This is a genomic window from Pseudomonas sp. Z3-6, from assembly GCF_051131985.1.
GTDB classification, from domain to species: Bacteria; Pseudomonadota; Gammaproteobacteria; order Pseudomonadales; family Pseudomonadaceae; genus Aquipseudomonas; species Aquipseudomonas zanjanensis.
Genome location: NZ_CP071644.1, coordinates 1,987,264 through 2,010,390, shown reverse-complemented (window position 1 = coordinate 2,010,390; position 23,127 = coordinate 1,987,264). Strand labels below are relative to the sequence as shown.

Genomic DNA, 23,127 nt, shown 5'->3' with positions numbered 1-23,127 from the left:
TACCTCTCAGTTCGCCGCGTCGGCAACGCGTTGGCGCGGCAGCGCCAGTTGCAGCAGGTTGGATTCGTTGGCCTGGTCGCGCGGCAGTTCGCCACGCATGGCCCCTTCGCAGAGCACCAGGATTCGGTCGGAAATGCCCATCACTTCCATCAGGTCGCTGGACACCACAATCACCGCGATGCCGTCCGCCGCCAGGTTGTGGATAATCTGATAGATCTCCGCCTTGGCGCCGATGTCGATGCCACGGGTCGGTTCGTCCAGCAGCAGGACTTTCATCGGCATCGACAGCCAGCGACCGAGAATCGCCTTCTGCTGATTGCCGCCGGACAGGTACATGATTTTCTGGCTGGCCGCTGGCGTCTTCACCTTCAGCGACTTGATTTGCTTGTCGGCATTGCCCCGTTCCCAATCACCGCGCAACAGGCAGCCGAGGGTCGAGTGGGACGGTCGGGCGCTGATGTTGATGTTCTCTCCCACGCTGCCCAACGGGATGATGCCTTCCTTCTTGCGATCTTCCGGGCACAGCAGCACGCCAGCGGCAATGGCATCCCGTGGCGAACGCAGTTTCAGTTCCTGGCCGTGCAGGACCAGGCTGCCCTCGCTCTGGCGCTCCAGGCCACTGAGCAAGCGAAACAGCTCGGTACGACCGGCGCCGACCAACCCGAACAAGCCGAGGATCTCGCCCTTGTGCACCTGGAAACTCACCGGTTCGCGCAAACCCGGCCCCAGCAGGCCCTTCACTTGCAGCGCCACATCGCCGCGTTCCCGAGGACGGTAATCATAGATGTCCTGGATATCGCGGCCGACCATGCAGGTGACCAACTGATCGTGGGTCAGCTCGCTCATGTTCTCGAAGGTCCGCACGTAACGACCGTCCTTGAACACGGTCACCGCATTACAGATACGGAACACCTCTTCCATGCGGTGGCTGACGTACAGCACCACTTTGCCCTCATCTCGCAAGCGGGCGATGATCGCCATCAAGCGGTCGATTTCCCGGGCCGACAGGCTACTGGTGGGTTCGTCGAAGGCAATGACATGGGCGCCACGGGACAAGGCCTTGGCGATTTCCACCAATTGCCGTTGGCCGAGGGACAGGCGACCGACTTTTTCCTGCGGGTCGATTTCGTCGGCCAGGCCTTTGAGCAGCGCCAGCGCCTGCTGGCGCAGCACACCACGGTTGACCAGGCCGAAACGCGCCGGCAAATGGCCGAGAAACAAGTTTTCCGCAACGGTCATTTCCGGCACCAGGTGCAACTCCTGGTGAATCACCGCCACCCCGCTGGCGATGCTGTCGGCGGTGCCTTTGAAGGCCATCGTCTGTTCGCCGATCTGCAGGTCGCCACTGCTTGGGATGTAGGCGCCACCGAGGATCTTCAGCAACGTGGACTTGCCCGCGCCGTTCTCGCCCATCAAGGCATGCACCTGCCCCGGATGCGCGACGAAACTGATATTGGCCAGCGCCTGCACGCCGGGAAAGGATTTGCCGATCCCGTTGAACCGCAAGCTGCCGCCGATGTTGTGTTGCCGTGTCGCTGTTTGCGCTTGCATAACCACCTCGAACTTACAGAGATCAAGCGACCCCGCCACTCATGTGGCCAGGGCCGCTTTTGAATCAACCGACCGTCAGTTCCACAGGCCGATCTTTTCCAGCTCCTGCTTGAAGTTCTCCCGGGTGATCAGCGTCACCTCGTCCATGGCGGTGTACTTCGGCGGTTCCTTGCCGGTGGTGATCCACTCGTACATCATTTCGGCGGTCTTGTAGCCTTCGATGTGCGGGCTTGGCAGCATCGAACCGAAGAAGCCACTATTGGGTTTCTTGAGTTCGCCGATGGCGTCGGTACCGTTGATGCCGACGCCGATCACATTGGCTGCCTTGAACCCGGCCGCTTCAGTGGCGCGCACGCCGCCCAGCACGGTGTTGTCGTTCATGCCGCCGATGATCAGGTTTTTCGCAGCGCTTGGCAGCTTCACCAACGCCGAGTTGGTGGAGTCCATGCTGCCGGGTACGTCGAGGGTCTTGAGCGCCGTAAACAGGATATGGTCTTCCGGCATCCCGGCCTTCTTCAGGGCATCGACCGAACCGTCGGTGCGCTTCTTGCCGGTGTCCAGCTCGTTGAAGGTGTTGATCACCGCGTAGGTATCTTTCCACTCCCAATTACGCTTCTTCGCTTCAGCGGCCATGGCGGCGCCCTGCTTCTGGCCCACCTCGAACGCGGCCATGCCCAGGTACGGCACGTCTTCCATGAACTTGCCGTTGGCGTCGACGAAACGGTCGTCCACGGCAATGACCTTGAGATCGTTGAGCTTGGCCTTGGCCATGATGGCCGGGCCGAGGGACACGTCCGGCGGGCAGATCACGAAGCCCTTGGCGCCGTTGGCGGCCAGGCTGTCGATGGCCGAGAGGGTTTTCTCGCCGTCAGGCACGGCGATCTTGATCAGTTGGAAGCCTTTATCCTTGGCCGCCTTCTCGGCAAACGCCCACTCGGTCTGGAACCAAGGCTCCTCGGCCTGCTTGACCAGGAAACCAATTTTTACCGCATCGGCCGCCAGCAAGTGGCTGCTGAGGCTGAACGCGGTAACCGCCAGGGCGGCGCGACACAGGGAACGGATCCCACGACGATGTTTCATAGTTGACTCCTTGTTTTTTTTATTGAAAGCCAAACGTCCAGGGTCTGCTCCACCGTCGGTGGAAATACGCAGGCTGGGCGGTTACATCAAGTTGCTACACAGCATAGGCCTAAATAGTCATATCGTATGATGATTGGATTACAGGCGAAGTTTCCCACTGCAATCCAAGAATATTCAGTCGTGGTACATGACTGAACGTCCTCCATCGATGGTGATGCATGAGGCATTGATGAAGGGTGCTTCGTCACTGGCCAGGAACACGGCCGTCATCGCCACTTCGATCGGTTGCCCGACGCGCCGTGGCGGGTGCATATCCAGCGCACGTTGGCGTTCGGCGTGGGGATCGGCAAAGCCGTTCCAGTAGTCGACGTTCAGCTGGGTCTCGATGTAACCCGGAGCGATGGCATTGACGCGTACCCCTTTGGGCGCGTATTCGATGCCCAGGGCGCGAGTCAGGCCGAGCAGGCCGTGCTTGGCCACCGGGTAAGGGAAACAGCCGGGAATGATGTGGGACGAATGGACGGAGGCAATGTTGATGATGCTGCCCACGCCCTGCTCGATCATCTGTGGCAGCACCGCCTTGCAACCGTACCAGGCGCCATCCAGGTCGATGGCGAAGCAGCGGCGCCAGTCCTCTTCGGTCATTTCCAGCGGGTCGCGGAAGACGTTGACGCCGGCGCAGTTGACCAGCACATCGATGCGACCGTGCAGCTCGACGGCGCGACGGGCCATGGCCTGCAAGTCCTGCTGCTTCGACACATCGGCCTGCAACGCTTGCACATCGGCACCGCGTTCACGCCAGTGGGCGGCCACCGCCTCGACTTTCTGCGCCTGGATGTCACTGATCACCAGTCGGGCCTGTTGCGAAGCGAACGCCGCGACGATGGCTTCGCCAATGCCTTGGGCGGCGCCGGTCAACAGCACGACCTTGTCTTTCAGGCGTTCGCCCTTCGGGGGCTCCGGCATGGGCGGCAAGACCAAGGGCTCAGCCATGGCTCAAGGCTCCTGTGTGCGGGCACGACGAAAAGCGGGCATCCGCGGATGACCGGCGCAAAGGCGCTTGGAAGAACAGTGGCCGGCGTACGCCGCCGGGGCGTACGGGGAAAGATCGTTGCATCACTTCACCTGTTTTGTTTTTTTAGTGTGAGTGCGTATTGCCGATGGAGCCGACTATAAACCCGGCCGCCAAATAATCTCAATATATATATTTACATCCCATATTTTGGGATTACCCCGCGAACCTTGTACAGACCACGCCAGGCACATCGACACGCATCGACAGCACCGCACCGTCCAGCGGATGACCCAAGGGGCTCGCCGCGCTGGTGATGTACAACGTCTTGAGGTCGTCGCCGCCGAACACACAACTGGTCGGTCGGCTGACGGGCAATTCGATCACCCGGTCGACCTGCCCGTCCGGCGTCAGCCGCAGCAGGCAACTGCCGTCCCAGCGAGCGTTCCAGATATAGCCCCTGGCATCCATCGCCGAGCCATCCGGGCCGCCACGCGGGTGTGGGCCGAACCAGACCTCGGCCGGCGCGAGATTACCTTCCGGATAGATAAAGTGCCGATACACCGTGCCGTCCAGGCTGTCGCCGAAATACACCGTGGTGCCATCGGGGCTCCAGAGCAACGTGTTGGGGATGCCCAACACGCGCAACAAGGGCATGACCCGACCGTCGCCACCGACGCGAAACAGGCCACCGGATCGTTGTTCGATCGGCAAGTCCTCGCCGTCGGCACCGATGTTGTTCTGCATGGTGCCTAGCCAGAGTTGGCCCAGGGCGTCGCAACGGGCCTCATTGGCACGATTACCCAGTTGGGGGTCGGCCATGCACAGCAGCGTCAGGCGCGGCTCAAGGCCCGGCGAATCAAGATCGAGGCGATAGACGCCACTGCTCAGGGTTACCAGTGCGTCGCCACTTTGGGTCGGTATGAAGGCGGACACATGCTCGGGCATCTGCCAGATCTCCACGTTGGCGCCGATCAGCCGCAGTGCCTGCTTGCCAGCGATATCGACCCAATACAACGCTTGGGTCGGCGCATCCCAGAAGGGCCCCTCGCCCAACTTCGCCCGGTGTTCCGTCACAGCCGTCCACTTCATTGAAACCTCCCGTTCCCGACTTGCCCGGCGGCGTCTGTTCGACCGGCCATGACATTGGGGTAAAAGCGTTTGATCGCCAGGTCAGCGTTATCGATCAGGGTCATGCAGGCCCAGACACCCCGGGCCGCGTCACGGGCGGCGATGGCGTCGGCGATGTCCTTGTGGATGGGCAAGGTGCGGCGCAGTTCATCCGGGTCGGCCGCCGACACCTCGAACGACACCGCCAGCAATGCACCGAGGGCCGGGACCATTTGTTCGATGAATTGATTATGGCTGGCGGCCAGGATGCACTCATGGAAAAACTGGTCGGCGCGGTTGTAATCGGCGCCGCTGTCCACTGCCCGTTCCAGGGCATGGTAGGCCAGGCGGATCGCCTGCACCTGATCGGCCGTGGCCCGCTCACAGGCCCAGCGCACCGCCATCGGCTCGATGGTACGGCGCAGGTCCAGCAAGTCGTCGACGAAGTTTTCCGGCAGGCCGCTGCGTGACAGCCAGCCCACCACTTGAGGGTCGAACAGGTTCCAGCGGCGCACCGGCAATACCCGCGTGCCGACTTTCGGCCCGACTTCCAGCATGCCTTTGGCCACCAGGGTCTTGATCGCCTCGCGAATCACTGTGCGACTGACGCCCAGTTGCTCGCCCAAGTCCGCTTCGACCTTGATGGTTTGCCCAGGCTTGACCTGGCCAGCGGCGATCCAGCCCCCCAGCCAATCGACGGTCGATGCGTGAAAACTGCTGGACATGAAAACCCCGCGGGCCACTCTTATTGGTGGCCCACGCTAATCATCATATGATTGGGTGTCAATTTGAATTTTGCAAAACCCTGTGGGAGCGAGCCTGCTCGCGATAGCGGTGGGTCAGCTAAGAAGATGTTGGCTGTGCTGGCGCCTTCGCGAGCAAGCCCGCTCCCACAGTAGATTCCGGGCGTTCACATTATTAGCGTTCACCACAGCTCGCTCCCACAGGTTTGGTGGTGCACACAGATAGTGCAGGCACTCCAAATTTACTGTGGGAGCGGGCTTGCTCGCGATAGCGATCCTTCAGCCGACGCGGATGTTGGATCAACCCTCACTTCCACAAGGGATCAGGGCTCCAGGCCGATGGGGAAAAACTCGCCGCCGCTCCACACACCCAGCCAGCGCTGCCCATCGATCTCGCGACTGACCGCCAGCTCCACCAGTTGATAGAACACGTTGCGGTGGATCAGTGCTTCGAGGTTGCTGCGCACATGCACGTAGGGCGTCGGTTCCTGGGTCTGGGGATCGATCTCCACCCGCAGCGGGTGCTCGGTGCCGGCCTCGGTGGTTTCCTCGACATTGGTGGTGAAGCGCAACAATTGTCCTTCTCCCTGGCCTTCCACCTCCAGGGTCACGGCCACGAACGGCGCGTCATCGACCTTGATGCCGACCTTTTCCACGGGGGTGATCAGGAAATAATCATCGCCGTCGCGGCGGATGATGGTGGAGAACAGCTTGACCATCGGTTTTCGTCCGATGGGCGTACCCAGGTAATACCAGGTGCCGTCCCGGGCGATGCGCATGTCGATGTCGCCGCAGAAGTCGGGGTTCCACAAGTGGACCGGCGGCAGGCCTTTGGTCTTGGGGATCTGCCCCAGCAAGTCATTGGCTTTTTGCGGTCCGCTCATGGTGACTCCTCGTAGTTACTGGTCGCTCATCCCCAACAGGCTGCGGGCATATTCACGCAGCGGCGCGGCGATGAGGTCTTGGGGCTGCTTGTCGTGGAACGTCAGTAAACCGCCACGACTCTTGATCCGTGCAGTATCAATCAAATACTGCGTGCTGGTCTCGATCAACATGATTTGAATCACGCCGGTATCGACACCCAGGCGATCCACGGCCTCTTCATCCAGCCATTCGTCGGAGTTGCCGATGCGGTTATCGGCCTTGGCGAACCGGGTGTACAACAGGTAGTGAGCACCGGCGGCACGGGCTTCGCCCATCGCCTGATCGAGGCCTTCGGGAACACGGGCGCGACGAACCATGGGGAAATATTCGATGAAGCCGTTGAAGGCTTCTTCGGCCACGACATTGGGACGTGGATAGGCACTGCCCGGCGGAGCGAAGGCGCCCTGGGCGATGTAGATGAACGAGTCGGGCTGGATTCGCAGGTTGTTCACACGACGGCTGTCGCTATGGTCCAGCAGGCCGGCATCGCTCATGTGATAACGAACGCCCTCCCCCATGTCGCTGACATTCATGCAACCGCCAAGCACCAAAACGGCCAGCAGCAAAACCAGGCTACGCATCCTATTCCTCCAAAGACCGGTGTCGGAAAACCGGCGAATGGTCGTGGGATGCAGCTTTTGCGCCAGCTCGCAGGATGGTTGGGGTTGCACCTTGGAATACCTGTGGCGAGGGAGCTTGCTCCCGCTGGGCTGCGAGCGGCCCCTCTGGACGTTGCGACGGCTTCGCAGTCGAGCGGGAGCAAGCTCCCTCGCCACAAAAGCCTTATTCAGCCGCCGATGATTTTCATGACGGTCGCACCGCCGGAGAACGCCACTTCCTGCTTATCCCCCAGCGCCTTGACCAACAAGCGCTGAAGCGCCGGCAAGGCCTGATGGCGTGGCTTGTCCAGAAGATCGCCGACGAAGTGACGGTTACTCGACGACAGGCAGCCGTGCAGCCAGCCCGTGGAAGACAGCCGCAGTCGCGAACAGGTACGGCAAAAAGGCACGCTTTCGTTGGCGATCACACCGAAGTGCCCCAGCCCCGGTATCTCATAACGCACCGCCGTGGCGTCCACCGGCGCGTCGGCCTGCAGGTATTCGTACTGGTCGCCGATCAGGCTGAGCAATTGTTGAAGGCTGACGAACTGCTGCAGGAAGGCGTTGGAATCGCTGGCCAGGTGGCCCATGCGCATCAACTCGATGAAACGCAACTCATAACCACGTTCCAGGCAGTACTCGAGCAACGGCATCACCTGGTCGAGGTTTTGCCCGCGCAACGGCACCATGTTGACCTTGATCTTCATCCCGGCGGCCCGGGCCTGCTCCATGCCATCGAGCACGGTCGCCAGGTCGCCGCCACGGGCGATACTGCGAAACGCGGCGGGGTCCAGGGTGTCGAGGGAAACGTTGATGCGACGGATACCGGCATCCACCAGCAACGGTAGTTTTTTCGCGAGCAACTGGCCATTGGTGGTCAGGCTGATGTCCTCCAGCCCCATCTGCCCCACCGCCGTCATGAAACGCTCGAGCTTGGGGCTGACCAGCGGCTCGCCGCCCGTGATGCGCAGCCGCTCGATACCGGCGGCCTCGATCAAATACGCCACGCCGCGCGCCATGGCTTCGGCTGACAGTTCATCCTGCGCAGCCACCAACCGCTTGCCGTCAGGCACGCAGTAGGTACAGGCGTAGTTGCAGGCTGAGGTCAGGCTGATCCGCAGATTGCGGAAGCGCCTGCCTTGACGGTCAACGATCATGGATCACTCCGGCACGAGAAAAATCGGACTGGCGAAACTTGACCTAGAAATCAAGATTTCGCAAGACCCAAACCTGAGTATATTACTGGGGCACTGCGCCATGTAAGCGGACATGGCGCAATAAGGCAGCTGAATGTCTTGGCTCGGGTGGCCAGTCAGGTGCTCGGGTGATCAGTATCGCGCTTGCGCTTGTTGCCCATGCGCACGCCAATGTCCATCAGGAACTGGAAGAAACCTTCCTGGTCTTCCAGCACGTTGCTCCAGAACGGCGAGTGATACAGCGCCACCGCGCCGTGCACCAACGCCCAGGCGGCGCAGTAATGGAAATAAGGCGGCACGTCCTCGAGCTTGCCTTCGCTGATCCGGCCCTTGATCAACAGGGTCAGGCGTTCGAAGTTGGAGGCGCGGATCTTGTGCAGTTCCTCGACCATCTCCGGGACCTGGTTGCCCTTCACCACCTTCTCTTCCAGGCGGTCGAACAAGCGGTAGCGCTGCGGGTCGCGCATGCGGAACTCGAAGTAGGCCCGGGACAGGGCCTCCTTGTCCTTGTCCACATCGGCCGAATGCAGCAGCTCGTTCAAATCGCGCTCGTAGTCGAGCATCAGGCGCAGGTAGATCTCCGCCTTGGATTTGAAATGTTTATAAATCGTGCCTTTGCCGATACCCACGGCATCCGCAATCATCTCGACGGTGACACTGTCTTCACCCTGGTCGAGGAACAACTTGAGCGCGGTGTCGAGAATTTCCTGCTCGCGGCGGCGAAACTCACGGACCTTACGGGGTTCTTTGTGCATAAGAAAAAGGTCTGAAGGGTCAAAATTCGAAGCCGGGTATTATGCCTAACTTACGCAAAAATGCACGGATCATCCATTCTCGGCCACCGTTCTTCACAAAACCGTGCGCACCCGGCTCGCCGTTTCCCTTGCCAACGGGCCGTACTGGCGAGCTTTGAGGACAGTGAGAACTTATCCGAAGCGAGCGTATTCCAAATTTGTTTAAAAACCGCCCCGGCCAGACTGGACGGGTGGGCATACTGATCAATACTTGAACTGTCGGCGTGACATCTCCCCCAAGTGACGCGCTGATAAAGGTGCCAACGGACCGCGTGCCTTTGTTTTACTCCTAATGGTCTTAACCCGGATTCACCCCCCAGAACCCGGGTTTTTTTTGCATGAAATTCAGGCGTGCGCCGATCGAACGTGAGCCAGCGGAAACAATTGCTTAAAATTTTCCGTCGTCTGCTCGGCAAATCGCTCGTAGGACTCGCCCCGCAGCATCGCCAGAAACTCCGCCACTTCCCGTACGTATTGCGGAAGGTTCGGCTTGCCGCGATAGGGGATCGGCGCCAGGTAAGGCGAGTCGGTTTCCACCAGCAGCCGATCAGCCGGCACTTTGCTGGCAACGTCGCGCAGGGCATCGGCATTGCGGAACGTGACAATCCCGGACAAGGAAATGTAATAGCCCATGTCCAAAGCAGCCTTGGCCATGTCCCAGTCTTCGGTGAAGCAATGCAGCACACCGGCCTGGGGCAGCGCGGCGTCACGCAGCAAGGCCAGGGTGTCGGCCCGGGCGCCGCGGGTGTGGATGATCACCGGTTTGCCGGTCTGCCGGGCGGCCTCCAGGTGCAGCCGGAACGACGCCTGTTGCACGTCGGCGGCTTCTGGCTCGTAGTGATAGTCCAGGCCGGTTTCGCCAATGGCGACCACACGTGGATGATCGAGCTCACGTAACAGCCAATCGAGCGCTGGCGCGGCGCCGGGCTGGACGTCCAGTGGGTGGACGCCGACCGAACAATCGACATCGGCATAACGCTCGGCCAGGGCCTTCACGTCGGCAGCGTTGTCGGCGCTGACGCCGATGCACAGGAAGTGGCCGACGCCCCGCTCCCAGGCCGCGTCCAGCGCGGCATCCAGGGAACCGCCATGGGCAGCGAGGTCGAGACGGTCAAGGTGACAATGGGAATCTACAAGCATAAAAGGTCAGGCTACATCGTATGGGTGGGACGGTCGGACTTCAGGGAGCCGGCCAAGTGGGTTTCAATCTGATTGCGGGCTGAATTGTCGCCGTCGCTGAACTGCACGCCCACGCCGGCGGCCCGATTGCCCTGGGCGCCCTTGGGGGTCAGCCAGATCACCTTGCCGGCGACCGGAATTTTCTCCGACTCATCCATCAGGCTCAAGAGCATGAACACCTCGTCGCCCAAGCGATAATTCTTGTTGGTCGGAATGAACAGGCCGCCGTTCTTGATGAAGGGCATGTAGGCGGCATAAAGCACCGACTTGTCCTTGATGGTCAGGGACAGGATGCCGTTGCGTGGACCGGGACTGACAGGTTCGTTCATGCTGATCTCCGCTGCGATTGAGCTGAGTCTAGGCGGTACCTGTCAACTTCGACCAGGCAAACTCGCCCACTGCACCAACAGCGCCTCGAGCAACAGCACTCGATTGAGGTTCGCCTTGCTCAGCACCTTCTGACGTTGGGCAAGAATCCAGTCCTGGATGTTCAAGATTTTATCCTGGCTGCTTTTTTGCGCCAGGTACTGGATCACTTTGCGCATGTCGGCCAGCCCCAGGCCGGCCTCGTCTTCGGTCAACTGGTAACGCAGGATCAGGCTCGACCAGTCGCAGAACCAGTCAAACAGCAACAGTAGCGGGATGGCGTTCCAGCCCTCGGCCAGTTGCGTGGGGGACTGCTGCTGCTTGAGCAGTTTCTTGACCCCGTCCACCACCAAGGCCCGCTGCTCACGCACGCCCTGGGCCTGAAGGCTGACAGCCGCCAGGGGCGAGCCAGCCGCGAGGGTCAGCAGCTCGACACGCTCTTCGTCGCTGCTGTCAGGCAGGGCCTGCGCCAACCATTGCAAGCTCATCGCCTCGCTCGGCAGCGGGCAGGCCTGTTGCACGCAACGACTCTTGATGGTCGGCAGCAAGCGACTCGGCTGGTGGCTGACCAGCAGCAACACGGTATCGCCAGAAGGCTCTTCGAGGCTCTTGAGCAAGGCGTTGGCAGCGTTGATGTTCATCGACTCGACCGGCTCGATCAGCACCACTTTGCGCCCGCCCATCTGCGAGGTCTGGACCACGAAGCTGACCAGGTCGCGAACCTGGTCGACTTTGATCGCCTTGTCCGCCTCTTCCGGCTCCAGCACGTAATTGTCGGGATGGCTGCCGGCCTTGAGCAGCAGGCAGGACTTGCATTCGCCGCAAGCGTTGGAGACCCCCGGGCGTTGGCACAACAGGCTGGCCATCAGCCGCTCGGCCAGCGCCCGCTTGCCGATGCCGACCGGGCCGTGTAGCAGATAAGCATGGGCATGCTGGGCACGACCGGCCAGTTGCTGCCAGAGACCGTCTTGCCAGGGATAGGCTTCAGCCACGGACACGCTCCAGCAAACGTGGCAGCAAGCTATCCAGGGACTGCTGGACCTGGGTCAGCGGCTGCGCGGCATCGATCAGCAGGTAACGCGCCGGATCGGCCTTGGCGCGCCCCAGGAAGGCATTGCGCACGGCATTGAAGAAAGCCTGGCCCTCAAGCTCGAAACGATCCAGCCGGCCACGGGCGCTGGCGCGGGCCAGGCCGATTTCCACCGGCAGGTCGAACACCAGGGTCAGGTCTGGGCGCAGCTCACCTTGGACGAAGCTTTCCAACGCGGCGATGCGTTCCACGGACAATCCCCGGCCGCCGCCCTGGTAGGCATAGGTCGAATCGGTAAAACGATCGCAGAGCACCACGGCGCCACGGGCCAGCGCCGGGCGGATCACCTCGGCCAGATGCTGCGCCCTGGCGGCGAACACCAGCAGCAGCTCAGTGTCAGGGTTCATGACTTCTTCGAGGGGCGCCAGCAGCACCTCGCGAATTCGCTCGGCCAGTGGCGTACCGCCCGGTTCACGGGTCAATACCACCTCGATGCCGGCAGCCCGCAGGCGTTCGGCCAGGTATTCGCGGTTGGTGCTCTTGCCGGCGCCTTCCGGGCCTTCCAGCGTTATAAACAAGCCAGTCACGGGGCGATCCTTAATCAAATTCATTGCGGGCTCGGTGGCTCGCTGGCGTCCGGTTCCGGGGCAGGTACCTGAGGTGGCACATGGGGCACCGCTTCAGGTGCCGTGTCGGGCGATGCCGCCGGGATCGGCGCCTGCTCGTCCGGCGTTACCGGCGCCGGACTGGAGCGGTAATCGGCACGGCGCTTGAGCTGGAACTCGCGCACCGCGTTGTTGTGCGATTCCAGGTCATCGGAAAACACATGGCTGCCATCGCCACGGGCGACAAAATAAAGACTGTTGCCCGGTGCCGGGTTCAACGCGGCATGAATCGCTTCGCGCCCCACCATCGCGATCGGCGTCGGCGGCAAGCCCGGGATCAGGTAGGTGTTATACGGGTTTTCTTCTTTCAAATGGGCGCGGGAGAGCTTGCCGGTGTAGCGCTCACCCAACCCGTAGATCACTGTGGGATCGGTCTGCAGCAGCATGCCCAGGCGCATGCGCCGGACAAAGACGCCGGCAATTTGCCCACGCTCCTGGGGTACGCCGGTTTCCTTCTCCACCAGGGACGCCATGATCAGCGCCTGGTACGGCATGGTGTAAGGCACATCGGCGGCACGCTGTGCCCATTCCTTGGCGAGCACGTCTTCCAGACGGTCGTAGGCTTTTTTAAGCAGGTCGACATCCGATGTGCCGCGCACGAAGCGGTAGGTGTCCGGGAAGAACCGGCCTTCGGGAAATACTCCCGAATGACCCAGACGGTCCATGACCTCGCTGTCGCTCAGGTTGGCAAGGGTCTGCTGGAGTTTTTCATCCTTGGCCAGTGCGGCGCGCACCTGGCGGAAATTCCAGCCCTCCACCAGCGTCACGCTGTACTGCACCACTTCACCGCGCTTCCAGACACCGATCAGCCCCTCCATGGTCATGCCTGGCACCATCCGGTATTCACCGGAGTGCAACGGCTGGCCGGCAAGATTGAAGCGCCAATAGACACGCAGCCAGAAGGCGTCCTTGATCAGGCCATCGGCCTCGAGGCGCTTGAGGGTTCCGGTCGGGGTGGTTCCGTTGGGCACGTCCAGCAATTCTTCCTGGGTAATGTTCAGCGGCTGTTGCAGCGCCGAATGAATTTTCCAGGCCGAAGCGCCCAACAACAGCCCTGCCAGGACCAGTCCGGTCTCCAGCAGCAGCAAGAATTTACGTCTCACGAATCAAGCATCCAATAGCGCACGGGCAAGGGTCTGCAGTTTACGGGTGAGCGGGCCAACCGACCAGCGCGCCGAACCGCATCCGCGTACCGGCCACACGCCATAAACGCTGTTGCAGACGAAAACTTCATCGGCCTGGTGCAACTGTTCAAGGCTGAGGTCGGTGATTTGCGTAGCGATGCCTTGGGACTTGGCTTGAAACAATAATTCCGCGCGCATCACACCGGCCACACCGCAACGGCTCAGGTCCGCCGTGAACAACACGCCATCGCGCACCAGGAACAGGTTGCTGAATACGCCTTCGATTACCCGCCCGGACGTGTCCAGCATCAAACCTTCGGCGTACTGCCCATCGCGCCACTCGGCACGGGCCAACACTTGTTCCAGGCGATTGAGGTGCTTGAGGCCGGCGAGCAAGGGCTGCTCGGACAAACGCACGGTACAAGGAAACAGGTGAACGCCTTGTTCGGCATGGGCGGTGGGATAAGCGGCTGGCGGGCTCCCTTGCAGGATGCGCCGGGCCGAGGTCGAGGGATCTGCGGCATAACCGCGCAGACTGTCGCCACGGGTCACGATCAGCTTCAGCACGCCGGCGCCCAGGCACCGGGCATAGGCATTCAGCTCGGTGCTCAACGCGCTCATGTCGACATTGAGAGCCAACCGCCGGCAACCGGTTTCCAGGCGTTGCAGGTGACGCTCAAGCAACACCGGTCTGCCATCGTGCACGGCGAGGGTCTCGAACAACCCATCGCCGTAAGCCAGGCCACGATCTTTCAGCGACAGGACGTCGGCCGGCTGACCGTCGACCCAGCTTTCCATCAACCGGCGAACCGGCGGAACACCAGCGAACCGTTGGTCCCGCCAAAGCCGAAGGAGTTGGACAGCACCACATCGATGTCCATGCTGCGGGCAGTGTGCGGCACGAAGTCCAGGTCGCAGCCTTCGTCCGGCTCATCGAGGTTGATGGTCGGCGGCGCTGTCTGGCTGTTGATCGCCAGGACGCTGAAGATCGCTTCCACCGCCCCTGCCGCACCCAGCAGGTGACCGGTCATGGACTTGGTCGAACTGACCGCCAGCTTGTAGGCATGCTCGCCGAACACGGTCTTGATCGCCTGGGCTTCGGCCAGGTCGCCGGCCGGGGTCGACGTGCCGTGGGCGTTGATGTACTGCACCTGCTCGCCGTTGAGCTTCGCGTCACGCAAGGCGTTGGCGATGCAACGGGCCGCACCGGCGCCGTCGGCCGGTGGCGAAGTCATGTGGTACGCATCGCCACTGGTGCCAAAGCCAATCAGCTCGGCATAGATAGTCGCGCCGCGCGCCTTGGCGTGCTCCAACTCCTCGAGCACCAACGCACCGGCACCGTCGGACAACACGAAGCCATCACGGCCCTTGTCCCACGGCCGGCTCGCGCGGGCGGGCTCGTCGTTGCGGGTCGACAGCGCGCGGGATGCGCCGAAACCGCCCATGCCGAGGCCGCATGCGGCCATCTCGGCGCCACCGGCAATCATCACGTCGGCTTCGTCGTACATGATGTTGCGCGCGGCCATGCCGATGCAGTGGGTACCGGTGGTGCACGCCGTGGCGATGGCGTAGTTGGGCCCCTGGGCACCCAGGTGGATGGACAGGAAACCGGAAATCATGTTGATGATCGAGCCCGGCACGAAGAACGGAGAAATCCGTCGCGGCCCCGATTCGTGCAGCGTGCGGCTGGTTTCTTCGATATTGGTCAAGCCGCCAATACCCGAGCCCATGGCCACGCCGATGCGTTCACGGTTGGCGTCGGTGACTTCCAGGCCGGCGTTACGCACTGCCTGAAAACCGGCTGCCAGGCCGTATTGAATAAACAGGTCAAGCTTGCGGGCTTCCTTGACCGACAGGTATTCCTCGACATTGAAGCCCTTTACCGAGCCGCCGAAACGGGTGGAATAGGCAGAAAGGTCGGTGTGTTCGATCAGACCAATGCCACTGCGGCCGGCCAGAATGCCCTGCCAACTGCTCGGCACATCCGTGCCCAGTGGCGACAACATACCCATACCGGTGACTACGACGCGTCTACGCGACACAGCACTCTCCTTTTTCTAATGACGACTTTGCATCAGGCCTAAAGAAAAAACCGCACGCCGTGATGGCAGTGCGGTTTTTCCATGACAGCTAGCGACGACTAAGAACGATTACGCCTGGTGGCTGGTAACGTAGTCGATAGCAGCTTGTACAGTAGTGATCTTCTCAGCTTCTTCGTCAGGAATCTCGGTCTCGAATTCCTCTTCCAGAGCCATCACCAGCTCAACGGTGTCAAGGGAGTCGGCACCCAGGTCTTCTACGAAGGAAGCGGTGTTCACAACTTCTTCTTCTTTAACGCCCAGTTGCTCGGCAACGATTTTCTTGACGCGCTCTTCGATGGTGCTCATACCTTGTTTTCACTCCTAATGGACAAATTCAGGCAGCTGGCCGGTGGGTAAGTGTATAGAAGAACTTTTCGGTTTTTCAACCGAAAGCTTCACTCCTCAAACCCAGCGGCCCGCCGTCTATAAATTGATTGCAGCTTTATAACGGATTTTAGACAGCTCGTATGACATTTTTTTGAAGCAATCCGTCACATTTAACTCATGTACATCCCGCCGTTCACCGGGATTGTAGCCCCGGTCACGTATGCCGCACCGTCCGACGCAAGAAAAGCGACCACGGACGCGATTTCTTGAGCTTGCCCCAGACGACCCAGCGGAATCTGCGTCAACAAGGCTTCACGCTGTGCTTCCGGCAGTTCACGGGTCATGTCGGTGTCGATGAAACCCGGTGCAACCGAGTTTACCGTAATCGAGCGCGAACCCACTTCACGCGCCAGCGCACGGCTGAAACCTTCCAGACCGGCCTTCGCCGCAGCATAGTTTACTTGGCCTGCGTTGCCCATGGCACCCACAACCGAGCCGATACTGATAATTCGACCCCAGCGCGCCTTGGTCATGCCACGCAGAACGCCCTTGGACAGCCGGTACAGACTGTTCAGGTTGGTGTCGACCACGTCGAACCATTCGTCATCTTTCATGCGCATCATCAGGTTATCGCGGGTGATACCGGCATTATTGACCAGGATCGCCGGCGCACCGAACTGCGCCTGAATGCTCGCCAGCACCGCCGCAACGGATTCGTCGCTGGTGACGTTCAGTTCAAGGCCGGTGCCTTGGATGTCGTTTTCCTTCAGGGTCGCGGCGATGCGCTCGGCGCCCGAAGCGGAAGTCGCGGTGCCGATGACGATGGCGCCTTGACGACCCAGTTCCAGGGCGATGGCCTGGCCGATGCCACGGCTTGCACCGGTCACCAGTGCAACTTTACCTTGCAGACTCATGCAAGCTTCTCCTGTTCAGGCCTGCGCTGCACGGGTGGCAGCGAAGGCATCTGGGGTATTGAGATTGGAAGTCGACACGCCTTCGGCGCAGCGTTTGTTCAGGCCTGCCAGCACTTTGCCAGGACCGCATTCGACCAGTTCGGTCGCGCCCTTGGCTGCCAGGGCCTGTACCGATTCGACCCAGCGAACCGGCTTGTAGAGTTGCTCCAGCAGATCACGCTTGAGGGTCTCGATATCTGGCGCCACGTTGGCGCTGACATTCTGCACCACGGGAATCTGCGGAGCCTGCCAGTCGATGGCAGCGATGGATTCGGCAAAGCGCTCGGCGGCCGGACGCATCAGTTCACAGTGCGACGGCACGCTGACCGGCAGCGGCATGGCACGCTTGGCACCACGAGCCTTGCAGCCTTCGATGGCACGCTCGACGGCCGCCTTGGCACCGGCAATGACTACCTGGCCCGGGGAGTTGAAGTTCACCGCGCTGACCACATCGCCTTGTGCCGCTTCGGCACAGGCGGCGAGCACATCAGCGTCTTCCAGACCCAGGATCGCGGCCATGCCGCCCTGCCCGGCCGGAACGGCCTCTTGCATCAACTGGCCACGACGCTCCACCAGTTTCACCGCGGCGCCCAGGCTCAGGCTGCCAGCGGCCACCAGGGCGCTGTATTCGCCCAGGCTGTGACCGGCGACGAACGCCGGGCGCGCGCCGCCTTCAGCCAGCCACAAGCGCCACAAGGCGATCGAAGCGGTGAGGATGGCTGGCTGGGTTTTATCGGTTTGATTGAGCTGCTCTTCCGGCCCTTGCTGGGTCAATGCCCACAGGTCATAGCCGAGCGCATCGGAAGCTTCTTTGAATGTTTCGAGGACCAGCGGGTATTGCGCGCCCAGCTCGGCCAGCATGCCGAGGGACTGCGAGCCCTGCCCTGGAAAGACGAATGCGAGGGAAGCAGACATGAAAACAAAGCCCCTAATGATCTTGTCGTCAAAAATTGACGCCCCTGGGGGCGCTAGCAAACTGCACATTGGATGGCGGGTTGAACCGACCGGTCACATTTAAGCATTGTCGGACGAAAACGCCTAAGTTAACAAATCCTCGAGGCGACCGTGCAAGCGCTCCGGCAGGTTCTCCTGGATCTCGATCACCGCTCGGTTGATCGCACTTTGGAACCCCAGCACGCCCGCCGATCCGTGACTCTTGATCACGATACCTTGCAGCCCGAGGAAGCTCGCTCCGTTGTGCCGCGCCGGCGCCAGGTCCGCCTGCAATCGGCGCATCAACGGCAGCGCCAAGGCGCCGACCACCCGCGAGGCGAGGCTTTGCCTGAATAAAGTCTCGATGCGCTGGCCGATCATGGTGGCCAGCCCCTCGCTGGATTTGAGCAGGATATTGCCCACGAAGCCGTCACAGACCACCACATCGGCCTCGCCACGGTACAAGCCATCGCCTTCGACGAAACCGATGTAGTTAATACCCCGCGCAGCCTGCAACAACGTGGCCGCCAGCTTGACCTGCTGGTTACCCTTGATGTCTTCGGTGCCGATATTCAACAGCGCCACGCGAGGACGCACGATGCCCAGGGTTTCAGCCGCGACCGAGCCCATCACCGCAAATTGCAGCAAATGCTCGGCACTGCAGTCGACGTTTGCCCCCAGGTCGAGCAACTGACAGAACCCACGCTGGGTCGGGATCGCCGCCACCATCGCGGGCCGGTCGATACCCGGCAAGGTCTTGAGTACGTAGCGCGACAGTGCCATCAGTGCACCGGTATTGCCGGCACTGACACAGGCCTGGACCTTGCCATCGCGCAGCAGCTCAAGGGCCACCCGCATCGAGGCGTCAGGCTTGCCGCGCAGGGCCTGGGCTGGCTTTTCGTCCATGGCGATGATTTCCGACGCCGGGACAATCGTCAGGCGCGCGCGATCCACAGCCGATTGGCCGCTGAGCATGTCTTCCAGGAGAGGGGATTGACCGACGAGGGTCAGGTGCAGCGAGGGAGTAGCATTCAGGCAAGCAAGGCTGGCCTGAACAATGCTGCGGGGACCGAAGTCCCCGCCCATTGCGTCAATCGCGATGACTTGAGCGGACAAGTGATTACTCGTCGGCGCCCTTGTCGATCACTTTACGGCCACGGTATACGCCTTCTGGCGATACGTGGTGACGCAGGTGAACTTCACCGGTGGTCTTTTCTACGGACAGGGTGCTAGCCTCGAGAGCGTCGTGCGAACGGCGCATGTCACGGGCAGAGCGGGATTTTTTGTTCTGCTGAACAGCCATAATTGATTAACTCCTAAACGTTTGGGTCACGCTTTAACTGCGCCAATACACTGAACGGGTTGGACCGCGTTACCTCGTCCTCGCTCGGTTCGGGCTCATCTGCTCCCGCCGGCTGCTGGCATTCTTCCGGATGATGAGCAGGCACAATGGGCAAGGCGAGCAGAAGCTCCTCCTCGATCAGTGACTGCAGATCCAATGGATCTTCGCCCAGTTCCAGCACGTCATAACCTTTCGGCAACGACTGGGTATTCGCACCCTCCTTCACCACGGCGTAACTGCATTCGCTGTGGATCGGCAGGGTGACCAGCTCAAGACAACGCTGGCAAACCATTTTGACTTCGGTGTCGATAAAGCTGTGGATAACCACAGATTTACGTTCATCTCGTTCAAAAACGAATTTGGCCTGGACCGTACCGACATCGTCGGAAAGCGGGTCGCAGAGTCTCTTCAAATCGGCCAGCAGCAGTTCACCTTGAAGGGTGGTGCCACGGTCAGCCAATTTGCGCGGGTCAACGTGAGGTGGAATCGGGTCATTCAACATAGGCGCAGCATTATAGGGATGCCCCCAGCCATGTCAAAGGAAATTCAGCCCTGTCCGTCACTTGCGTGCCTCGCTAGAATTCACCCCTGCCTCCTGGAGACGTCCATGCTGCCTTTATTACTTGCCTCGAGCTCGGTCTATCGCCGGGAATTGCTTGCCCGCCTGGGACTGCCGTTCGTCTGCAGCTCACCCGATATCGACGAAAGCCATCGCCCCGGCGAGCCCGCCGTCGAGCTGGTCAAGCGCCTGGCCCGGGAAAAAGCCCTGGCGCTGGCCGACAGCCATCCGGCACACCTGATCATCGGTTCAGACCAGGTCGCCGTGCTCGGCGAGCGCATCCTGGGCAAACCCCACACCTTCGACAATGCTCGCGAGCAACTGCTGGCCGCCAGCGGCACCAGGGTCACGTTCCTGACCGGCCTCGCACTGCTCAACAGCCAGACCGGCGCCTGCCAGGTCGATTGCGTTCCGTTTACCGTCAACATGCGCACCCTGGATCCTGGGCGCGTCGAACGATACCTGCGCACTGAACAACCCTACGACTGCGCCGGCAGCTTCAAGGCCGAGGGGCTTGGCGTAAGCCTGTTCCAGAGCACCGAAGGGCCGGACGCCACCAGCCTGATCGGGCTGCCGTTGATTCGTCTTGTGGATATGTTGCTGGCCGAGGGCGTGCAGGTTCCCTAACGCTAAAATCCGTGGCGAGGGAGCTTGCTCCCGTTCGGTTGCGCAGCGACCGCAAAATCTGGGGCCGCTTCGCAGCCCAGCGGGAGCAAGCTCCCTCGCCACAGGGGTAGTGTCAACCTTCCCCTGTAGCGAAAACTTCAAGGCAATCAGCGCAACGCAGGCCCCTGGAACCCCATCCACATCGCCAGGTGCTGGGCGACACTGGCACCCAACTTCTTCGAGAAGCGGTCGATCGGGGACTCTTCGACGGTGAAATCCACCAACTCTTTCTCACCAATCACATCCCGAGCCACGGAACTGGCGCTGCCCAGGCCATCGATCAAGCCCAGCGGCAAAGCCTGCTCGCCCGACCAGACCAGCCCGGAGAACAACTCTGGATGCTCTTTGTCTTTCAGGCGCTCGCCCCGCCCTTTCTTGACGCTGGCGATGAACTGTTTATGGGTGGTGTCGAGCACGCCCTGCCAGAACGCCGTCTCCTCAGGCTTTTGCGGCTGGAACGGATCCAGGAAGGATTTGTGCTCGCCCGCGGTATAGACCCGACGCTCCACCCCAAGCTTGCCCAGCGTCTCGACGAAGCCATAACCGGCCGCCGTCACGCCAATGGAACCCACCAGGCTGGCCTTGTCGGCATAGATCTGGTCCGCGGCACTGGCGATGTAATAAGCACCGGAGGCGCCGAGATCGGCAATCACCGCGTAGAGCTTGATGTCCGGGTGCGCCGCACGCAAACGAACGATTTCGTCATAGACGTAGCCGGCCTGTACCGGACTGCCGCCCGGGCTATTGATGCGCAGCACCACCCCTTTGACTTTCGAGTCTTCGAACGCAGCTCGCAGGCTACCGATGATGTTGTCCGCGCTGGCCGCTTCCTTGTCGGCGATCATGCCTTCAATATCGATGACCGCCGTATAGGCTGCACCACCTCCCGGACTCGTTTTCCCGTCAACCGCCTGGTAGATCAGCGCCAAGCCGAAAAACAGATAGATAAAGACCAGGCACTTGAAGAAGATCCCCCACCGGCGCGCACGACGCTGCTCTTCCACCCCGGCCAGCAGGGTCTTCTCCAACAGCTTCCAGCTTTTTTCGTCACCGTTGTCAGCGCTCGCTTTGGCCGGTGCCTTCCATTCATCGGTCATACATGCATCCTCAACAGACTTTAATCAGCGCGCCGGCTCAGCCAGGCGTGCAATTCAGGAAAATGGTCGATCGCCAGTCGCGGCTCGAACGCCTTGAGCGCCTCGATGGACTGCGCACCATAGCTGACAGCCACCGAACCCATGCCGGCGTTACGCGCCATCTGCAGGTCGAACGAGGAATCCCCCACCATCAACGCTTGCGCAGGCTCCACACCGCAATGGGCCAGTATCTGTTCGAGCATCAACGGATGCGGTTTGCTGGCCGTCTCATCGGCGGCACGAGTGATGTCGAAATAATCATCCCACCCATGGGCCTTCAATACCCGATCCAACCCCCGACGAGCCTTGCCGGTCGCGACCGCCAAGCGATAACCCTCGCCTTTCAAGGTTTCAAGGGTATGAACCACCCCCTCGAACAACGGCGAAGGCTCAGCCTCCAGCGCGATGTAGTGATCGGCATAGTGCTGGCGAAAAACCACCAGCGCATCGTCATCGATATCCGGGTACAAGCTGCGAATCGCTTCCGGCAATCCCAGGCCGATGATGCCCTTCACTGCAAAATCGTCGCACCGGGCCAAACCCGAACGATCCGATGCGACATGCATCGCTTCGACAATCCGACCAACAGAGTTCGCCAGAGTGCCGTCCCAATCGAAGATCAGCAATTTGTAGTCAGGATGCACTCAACCGCTCCACGGTCTTGGCCCACATGTCATCCACCGGGGCCTGCAACTTCAGCTCGCCACCATCGGGCAGCGGCACGGTGAGCATATAGGCATGGAGAAACAGGCGCTTGCCGCCCAGGTCGCGGATTTCCTTGGTGAAATCGTCGTCGCCGTATTTGCTGTCACCGGCAATGCAGTGGCCGGCATGCAGGGTATGGACGCGGATCTGGTGCGTACGCCCAGTCACCGGCTTGGCCTCGACCAAGGTGGCGAAGTCGTCGAAACGGCGCAATACCTTGAACACCGTCAGCGCCTCCTTGCCCCCCTCGTTGACTTCCACCATGCGCTCGCCGGAACGCAGGTTGCTCTTGAGCAGCGGCGCACGGACCTGCTTGATGGAGGTCTCCCAGCGCCCCCGCACCAGCGCCATGTAGCGCTTGTCGACACCATCGCCGCGCAATTGCTCGTGCAGGTGGCGCAACATGCTGCGTTTCTTGGCAATCATCAGCAGGCCGGAGGTGTCGCGGTCGAGGCGATGGACCAGCTCCAGTTCCTTGGCGTCCGGACGCAACTGACGAAAGGCTTCGATCACGCCGAAATTTAGGCCGCTGCCGCCGTGGACCGCAATGCCCGCGGGCTTGTTGATCACGATCAGGGCCTTGTCTTCATAGACGATCGAGGCTTCAAGGCGTTGCAATAATCCCTGGGCCAGGGGTACCGGCTCATCGCGCTCGGGCACGCGAACCGGGGGCACGCGCACGATGTCGCCGGCCTGGAGCTTGTATTCAGGCTTGATCCGACCTTTGTTCACCCGCACTTCGCCTTTACGCAAAATGCGGTAGATCAAGGTCTTGGGCACGCCTTTGAGCCGGGCCAGCAGGAAATTATCGATTCGTTGGCCGGCATATTCCGGCGAGACCTCGAGCAGTTGAACGCCAGGGGTCGAAGGGGCAGTAGTTGTCATGGCGGCGATCATAACAATTTTTTATGGAATTGAAGCACTTAATCATTGCTGCTATAGTCGCGAACGCCGCCAAAAGTGGCTGGACAGTGGACCAGCGGTCAAAAACCGGCCCTGACCAACGCAATTCACGAGGACGAGAGGCCGTCCTACGGGGCTTTCGCTACGTA

The 23,127-nt window shown here is 61.0% G+C and carries 26 protein-coding genes; 1 reads left to right on the top strand and 25 read right to left on the bottom strand.

The annotated features are described in order from the left end of the window. Positions 1 to 6: 6 nt before the first annotated feature. From araG to J3P88_RS09040, 22 genes are all read right to left on the bottom strand, one after another. Entirely contained in the window at positions 7 to 1,551 is a 1,545-nt protein-coding gene (gene araG / locus J3P88_RS09145) for an L-arabinose ABC transporter ATP-binding protein AraG (RefSeq protein ID WP_186707207.1), read from the bottom strand. A 75-nt stretch (positions 1,552 to 1,626) separates the two neighbouring features. Then, entirely contained in the window at positions 1,627 to 2,631 is a 1,005-nt protein-coding gene (locus J3P88_RS09140; RefSeq protein ID WP_434574782.1) for a substrate-binding domain-containing protein, read from the bottom strand. A 174-nt stretch (positions 2,632 to 2,805) separates the two neighbouring features. Continuing rightward, on the bottom strand, positions 2,806 to 3,624 hold the full coding sequence (locus J3P88_RS09135; protein ID WP_434574780.1) for an SDR family oxidoreductase: 819 nt from the start codon (positions 3,622 to 3,624) through the stop codon (positions 2,806 to 2,808). A 235-nt stretch (positions 3,625 to 3,859) separates the two neighbouring features. Beyond that, the gene (locus J3P88_RS09130; protein WP_434574778.1) at positions 3,860 to 4,735 is read right to left on the bottom strand and encodes an SMP-30/gluconolactonase/LRE family protein; all 876 of its coding nucleotides are present in this window, start codon (positions 4,733 to 4,735) and stop codon (positions 3,860 to 3,862) included. Further along, positions 4,732 to 5,478, bottom strand: coding sequence for a FadR/GntR family transcriptional regulator (locus J3P88_RS09125; protein ID WP_060741242.1), 747 nt, complete (start codon positions 5,476 to 5,478; stop codon positions 4,732 to 4,734). Before J3P88_RS09125 ends, J3P88_RS09130 begins: the two co-directional genes overlap by 4 nt. 341 nt (positions 5,479 to 5,819) lie before the next feature. Continuing rightward, positions 5,820 to 6,380 (bottom strand): DUF1285 domain-containing protein, encoded by a 561-nt coding sequence (locus tag J3P88_RS09120; RefSeq protein ID WP_434574776.1) that lies wholly within the window; start codon positions 6,378 to 6,380, stop codon positions 5,820 to 5,822. A 15-nt stretch (positions 6,381 to 6,395) separates the two neighbouring features. Next, on the bottom strand, positions 6,396 to 7,001 hold the full coding sequence (locus J3P88_RS09115; RefSeq protein WP_186707202.1) for a DUF4823 domain-containing protein: 606 nt from the start codon (positions 6,999 to 7,001) through the stop codon (positions 6,396 to 6,398). A 206-nt stretch (positions 7,002 to 7,207) separates the two neighbouring features. Further along, a complete protein-coding gene (locus tag J3P88_RS09110) occupies positions 7,208 to 8,176 on the bottom strand; it encodes a GTP 3',8-cyclase MoaA (protein ID WP_434574775.1) in 969 nt (322 codons plus the stop codon). A 155-nt stretch (positions 8,177 to 8,331) separates the two neighbouring features. After that, positions 8,332 to 8,970: a TetR/AcrR family transcriptional regulator gene (locus tag J3P88_RS09105; protein WP_186707201.1), complete on the bottom strand. Its 639-nt coding sequence runs from the start codon at positions 8,968 to 8,970 to the stop codon at positions 8,332 to 8,334. Between the two features lie 384 nt (positions 8,971 to 9,354). Continuing rightward, entirely contained in the window at positions 9,355 to 10,149 is a 795-nt protein-coding gene (locus J3P88_RS09100; RefSeq protein ID WP_434574773.1) for a TatD family hydrolase, read from the bottom strand. A gap of 11 nt (positions 10,150 to 10,160) precedes the next feature. After that, positions 10,161 to 10,517: a PilZ domain-containing protein gene (locus tag J3P88_RS09095; protein ID WP_186707199.1), complete on the bottom strand. Its 357-nt coding sequence runs from the start codon at positions 10,515 to 10,517 to the stop codon at positions 10,161 to 10,163. 42 nt (positions 10,518 to 10,559) lie between these two features. Then, positions 10,560 to 11,546 carry a DNA polymerase III subunit delta' gene (locus tag J3P88_RS09090; RefSeq protein WP_186707198.1) on the bottom strand — a complete coding sequence of 329 codons (987 nt, stop codon included), beginning with the start codon at positions 11,544 to 11,546 and terminating at the stop codon, positions 10,560 to 10,562. After that, complete coding sequence (tmk, locus tag J3P88_RS09085) at positions 11,539 to 12,171, bottom strand: dTMP kinase (protein WP_186730601.1); 633 nt, start codon at positions 12,169 to 12,171, stop codon at positions 11,539 to 11,541. The genes J3P88_RS09090 and tmk overlap by 8 nt, the downstream gene beginning before the upstream one ends. 20 nt (positions 12,172 to 12,191) lie before the next feature. Continuing rightward, positions 12,192 to 13,352 (bottom strand): endolytic transglycosylase MltG, encoded by a 1,161-nt coding sequence (mltG, locus tag J3P88_RS09080; protein WP_434574771.1) that lies wholly within the window; start codon positions 13,350 to 13,352, stop codon positions 12,192 to 12,194. Between the two features lie 3 nt (positions 13,353 to 13,355). Next, the gene (gene pabC / locus J3P88_RS09075; protein ID WP_434574769.1) at positions 13,356 to 14,171 is read right to left on the bottom strand and encodes an aminodeoxychorismate lyase; all 816 of its coding nucleotides are present in this window, start codon (positions 14,169 to 14,171) and stop codon (positions 13,356 to 13,358) included. Next, the gene (fabF, locus tag J3P88_RS09070; protein ID WP_018613569.1) at positions 14,171 to 15,415 is read right to left on the bottom strand and encodes a beta-ketoacyl-ACP synthase II; all 1,245 of its coding nucleotides are present in this window, start codon (positions 15,413 to 15,415) and stop codon (positions 14,171 to 14,173) included. Before fabF ends, pabC begins: the two co-directional genes overlap by 1 nt. Before the next feature lie 108 nt (positions 15,416 to 15,523). Then, entirely contained in the window at positions 15,524 to 15,760 is a 237-nt protein-coding gene (gene acpP / locus J3P88_RS09065) for an acyl carrier protein (RefSeq protein ID WP_003175607.1), read from the bottom strand. 191 nt (positions 15,761 to 15,951) lie between these two features. Then, on the bottom strand, positions 15,952 to 16,695 hold the full coding sequence (gene fabG / locus J3P88_RS09060) for a 3-oxoacyl-ACP reductase FabG (protein WP_186707194.1): 744 nt from the start codon (positions 16,693 to 16,695) through the stop codon (positions 15,952 to 15,954). A 15-nt stretch (positions 16,696 to 16,710) separates the two neighbouring features. Next, positions 16,711 to 17,649, bottom strand: coding sequence for an ACP S-malonyltransferase (gene fabD / locus J3P88_RS09055; protein WP_434574767.1), 939 nt, complete (start codon positions 17,647 to 17,649; stop codon positions 16,711 to 16,713). A gap of 123 nt (positions 17,650 to 17,772) precedes the next feature. Further along, positions 17,773 to 18,783, bottom strand: coding sequence for a phosphate acyltransferase PlsX (plsX, locus tag J3P88_RS09050; protein WP_186707192.1), 1,011 nt, complete (start codon positions 18,781 to 18,783; stop codon positions 17,773 to 17,775). 4 nt (positions 18,784 to 18,787) lie between these two features. Then, entirely contained in the window at positions 18,788 to 18,970 is a 183-nt protein-coding gene (gene rpmF, locus J3P88_RS09045; RefSeq protein WP_003179396.1) for a 50S ribosomal protein L32, read from the bottom strand. Positions 18,971 to 18,983: 13 nt separating this feature from the next. After that, positions 18,984 to 19,511, bottom strand: a complete 528-nt coding sequence (locus tag J3P88_RS09040; protein WP_003204262.1) for a YceD family protein — start codon at positions 19,509 to 19,511, stop codon at positions 18,984 to 18,986. A 105-nt stretch (positions 19,512 to 19,616) separates the two neighbouring features. On the opposite strand from J3P88_RS09040, the gene J3P88_RS09035 reads away from it, so the two are divergent. Continuing rightward, positions 19,617 to 20,195, top strand: coding sequence for a Maf family protein (locus J3P88_RS09035; protein ID WP_250962544.1), 579 nt, complete (start codon positions 19,617 to 19,619; stop codon positions 20,193 to 20,195). A 146-nt stretch (positions 20,196 to 20,341) separates the two neighbouring features. On the opposite strand, the gene J3P88_RS09030 is transcribed toward J3P88_RS09035, so the two are convergent. The 3 genes from J3P88_RS09030 to rluC are packed head-to-tail and all read right to left on the bottom strand — an operon-like array spanning position 20,342 to position 22,960. Then, complete coding sequence (locus J3P88_RS09030) at positions 20,342 to 21,331, bottom strand: S49 family peptidase (RefSeq protein ID WP_186707190.1); 990 nt, start codon at positions 21,329 to 21,331, stop codon at positions 20,342 to 20,344. Between the two features lie 20 nt (positions 21,332 to 21,351). Then, entirely contained in the window at positions 21,352 to 22,014 is a 663-nt protein-coding gene (locus J3P88_RS09025; RefSeq protein WP_186707189.1) for an HAD-IA family hydrolase, read from the bottom strand. Continuing rightward, on the bottom strand, positions 22,004 to 22,960 hold the full coding sequence (rluC, locus tag J3P88_RS09020; RefSeq protein ID WP_434574764.1) for a 23S rRNA pseudouridine(955/2504/2580) synthase RluC: 957 nt from the start codon (positions 22,958 to 22,960) through the stop codon (positions 22,004 to 22,006). The genes J3P88_RS09025 and rluC overlap by 11 nt, the downstream gene beginning before the upstream one ends. Between the last annotated feature and the right edge of the window lie 167 nt (positions 22,961 to 23,127).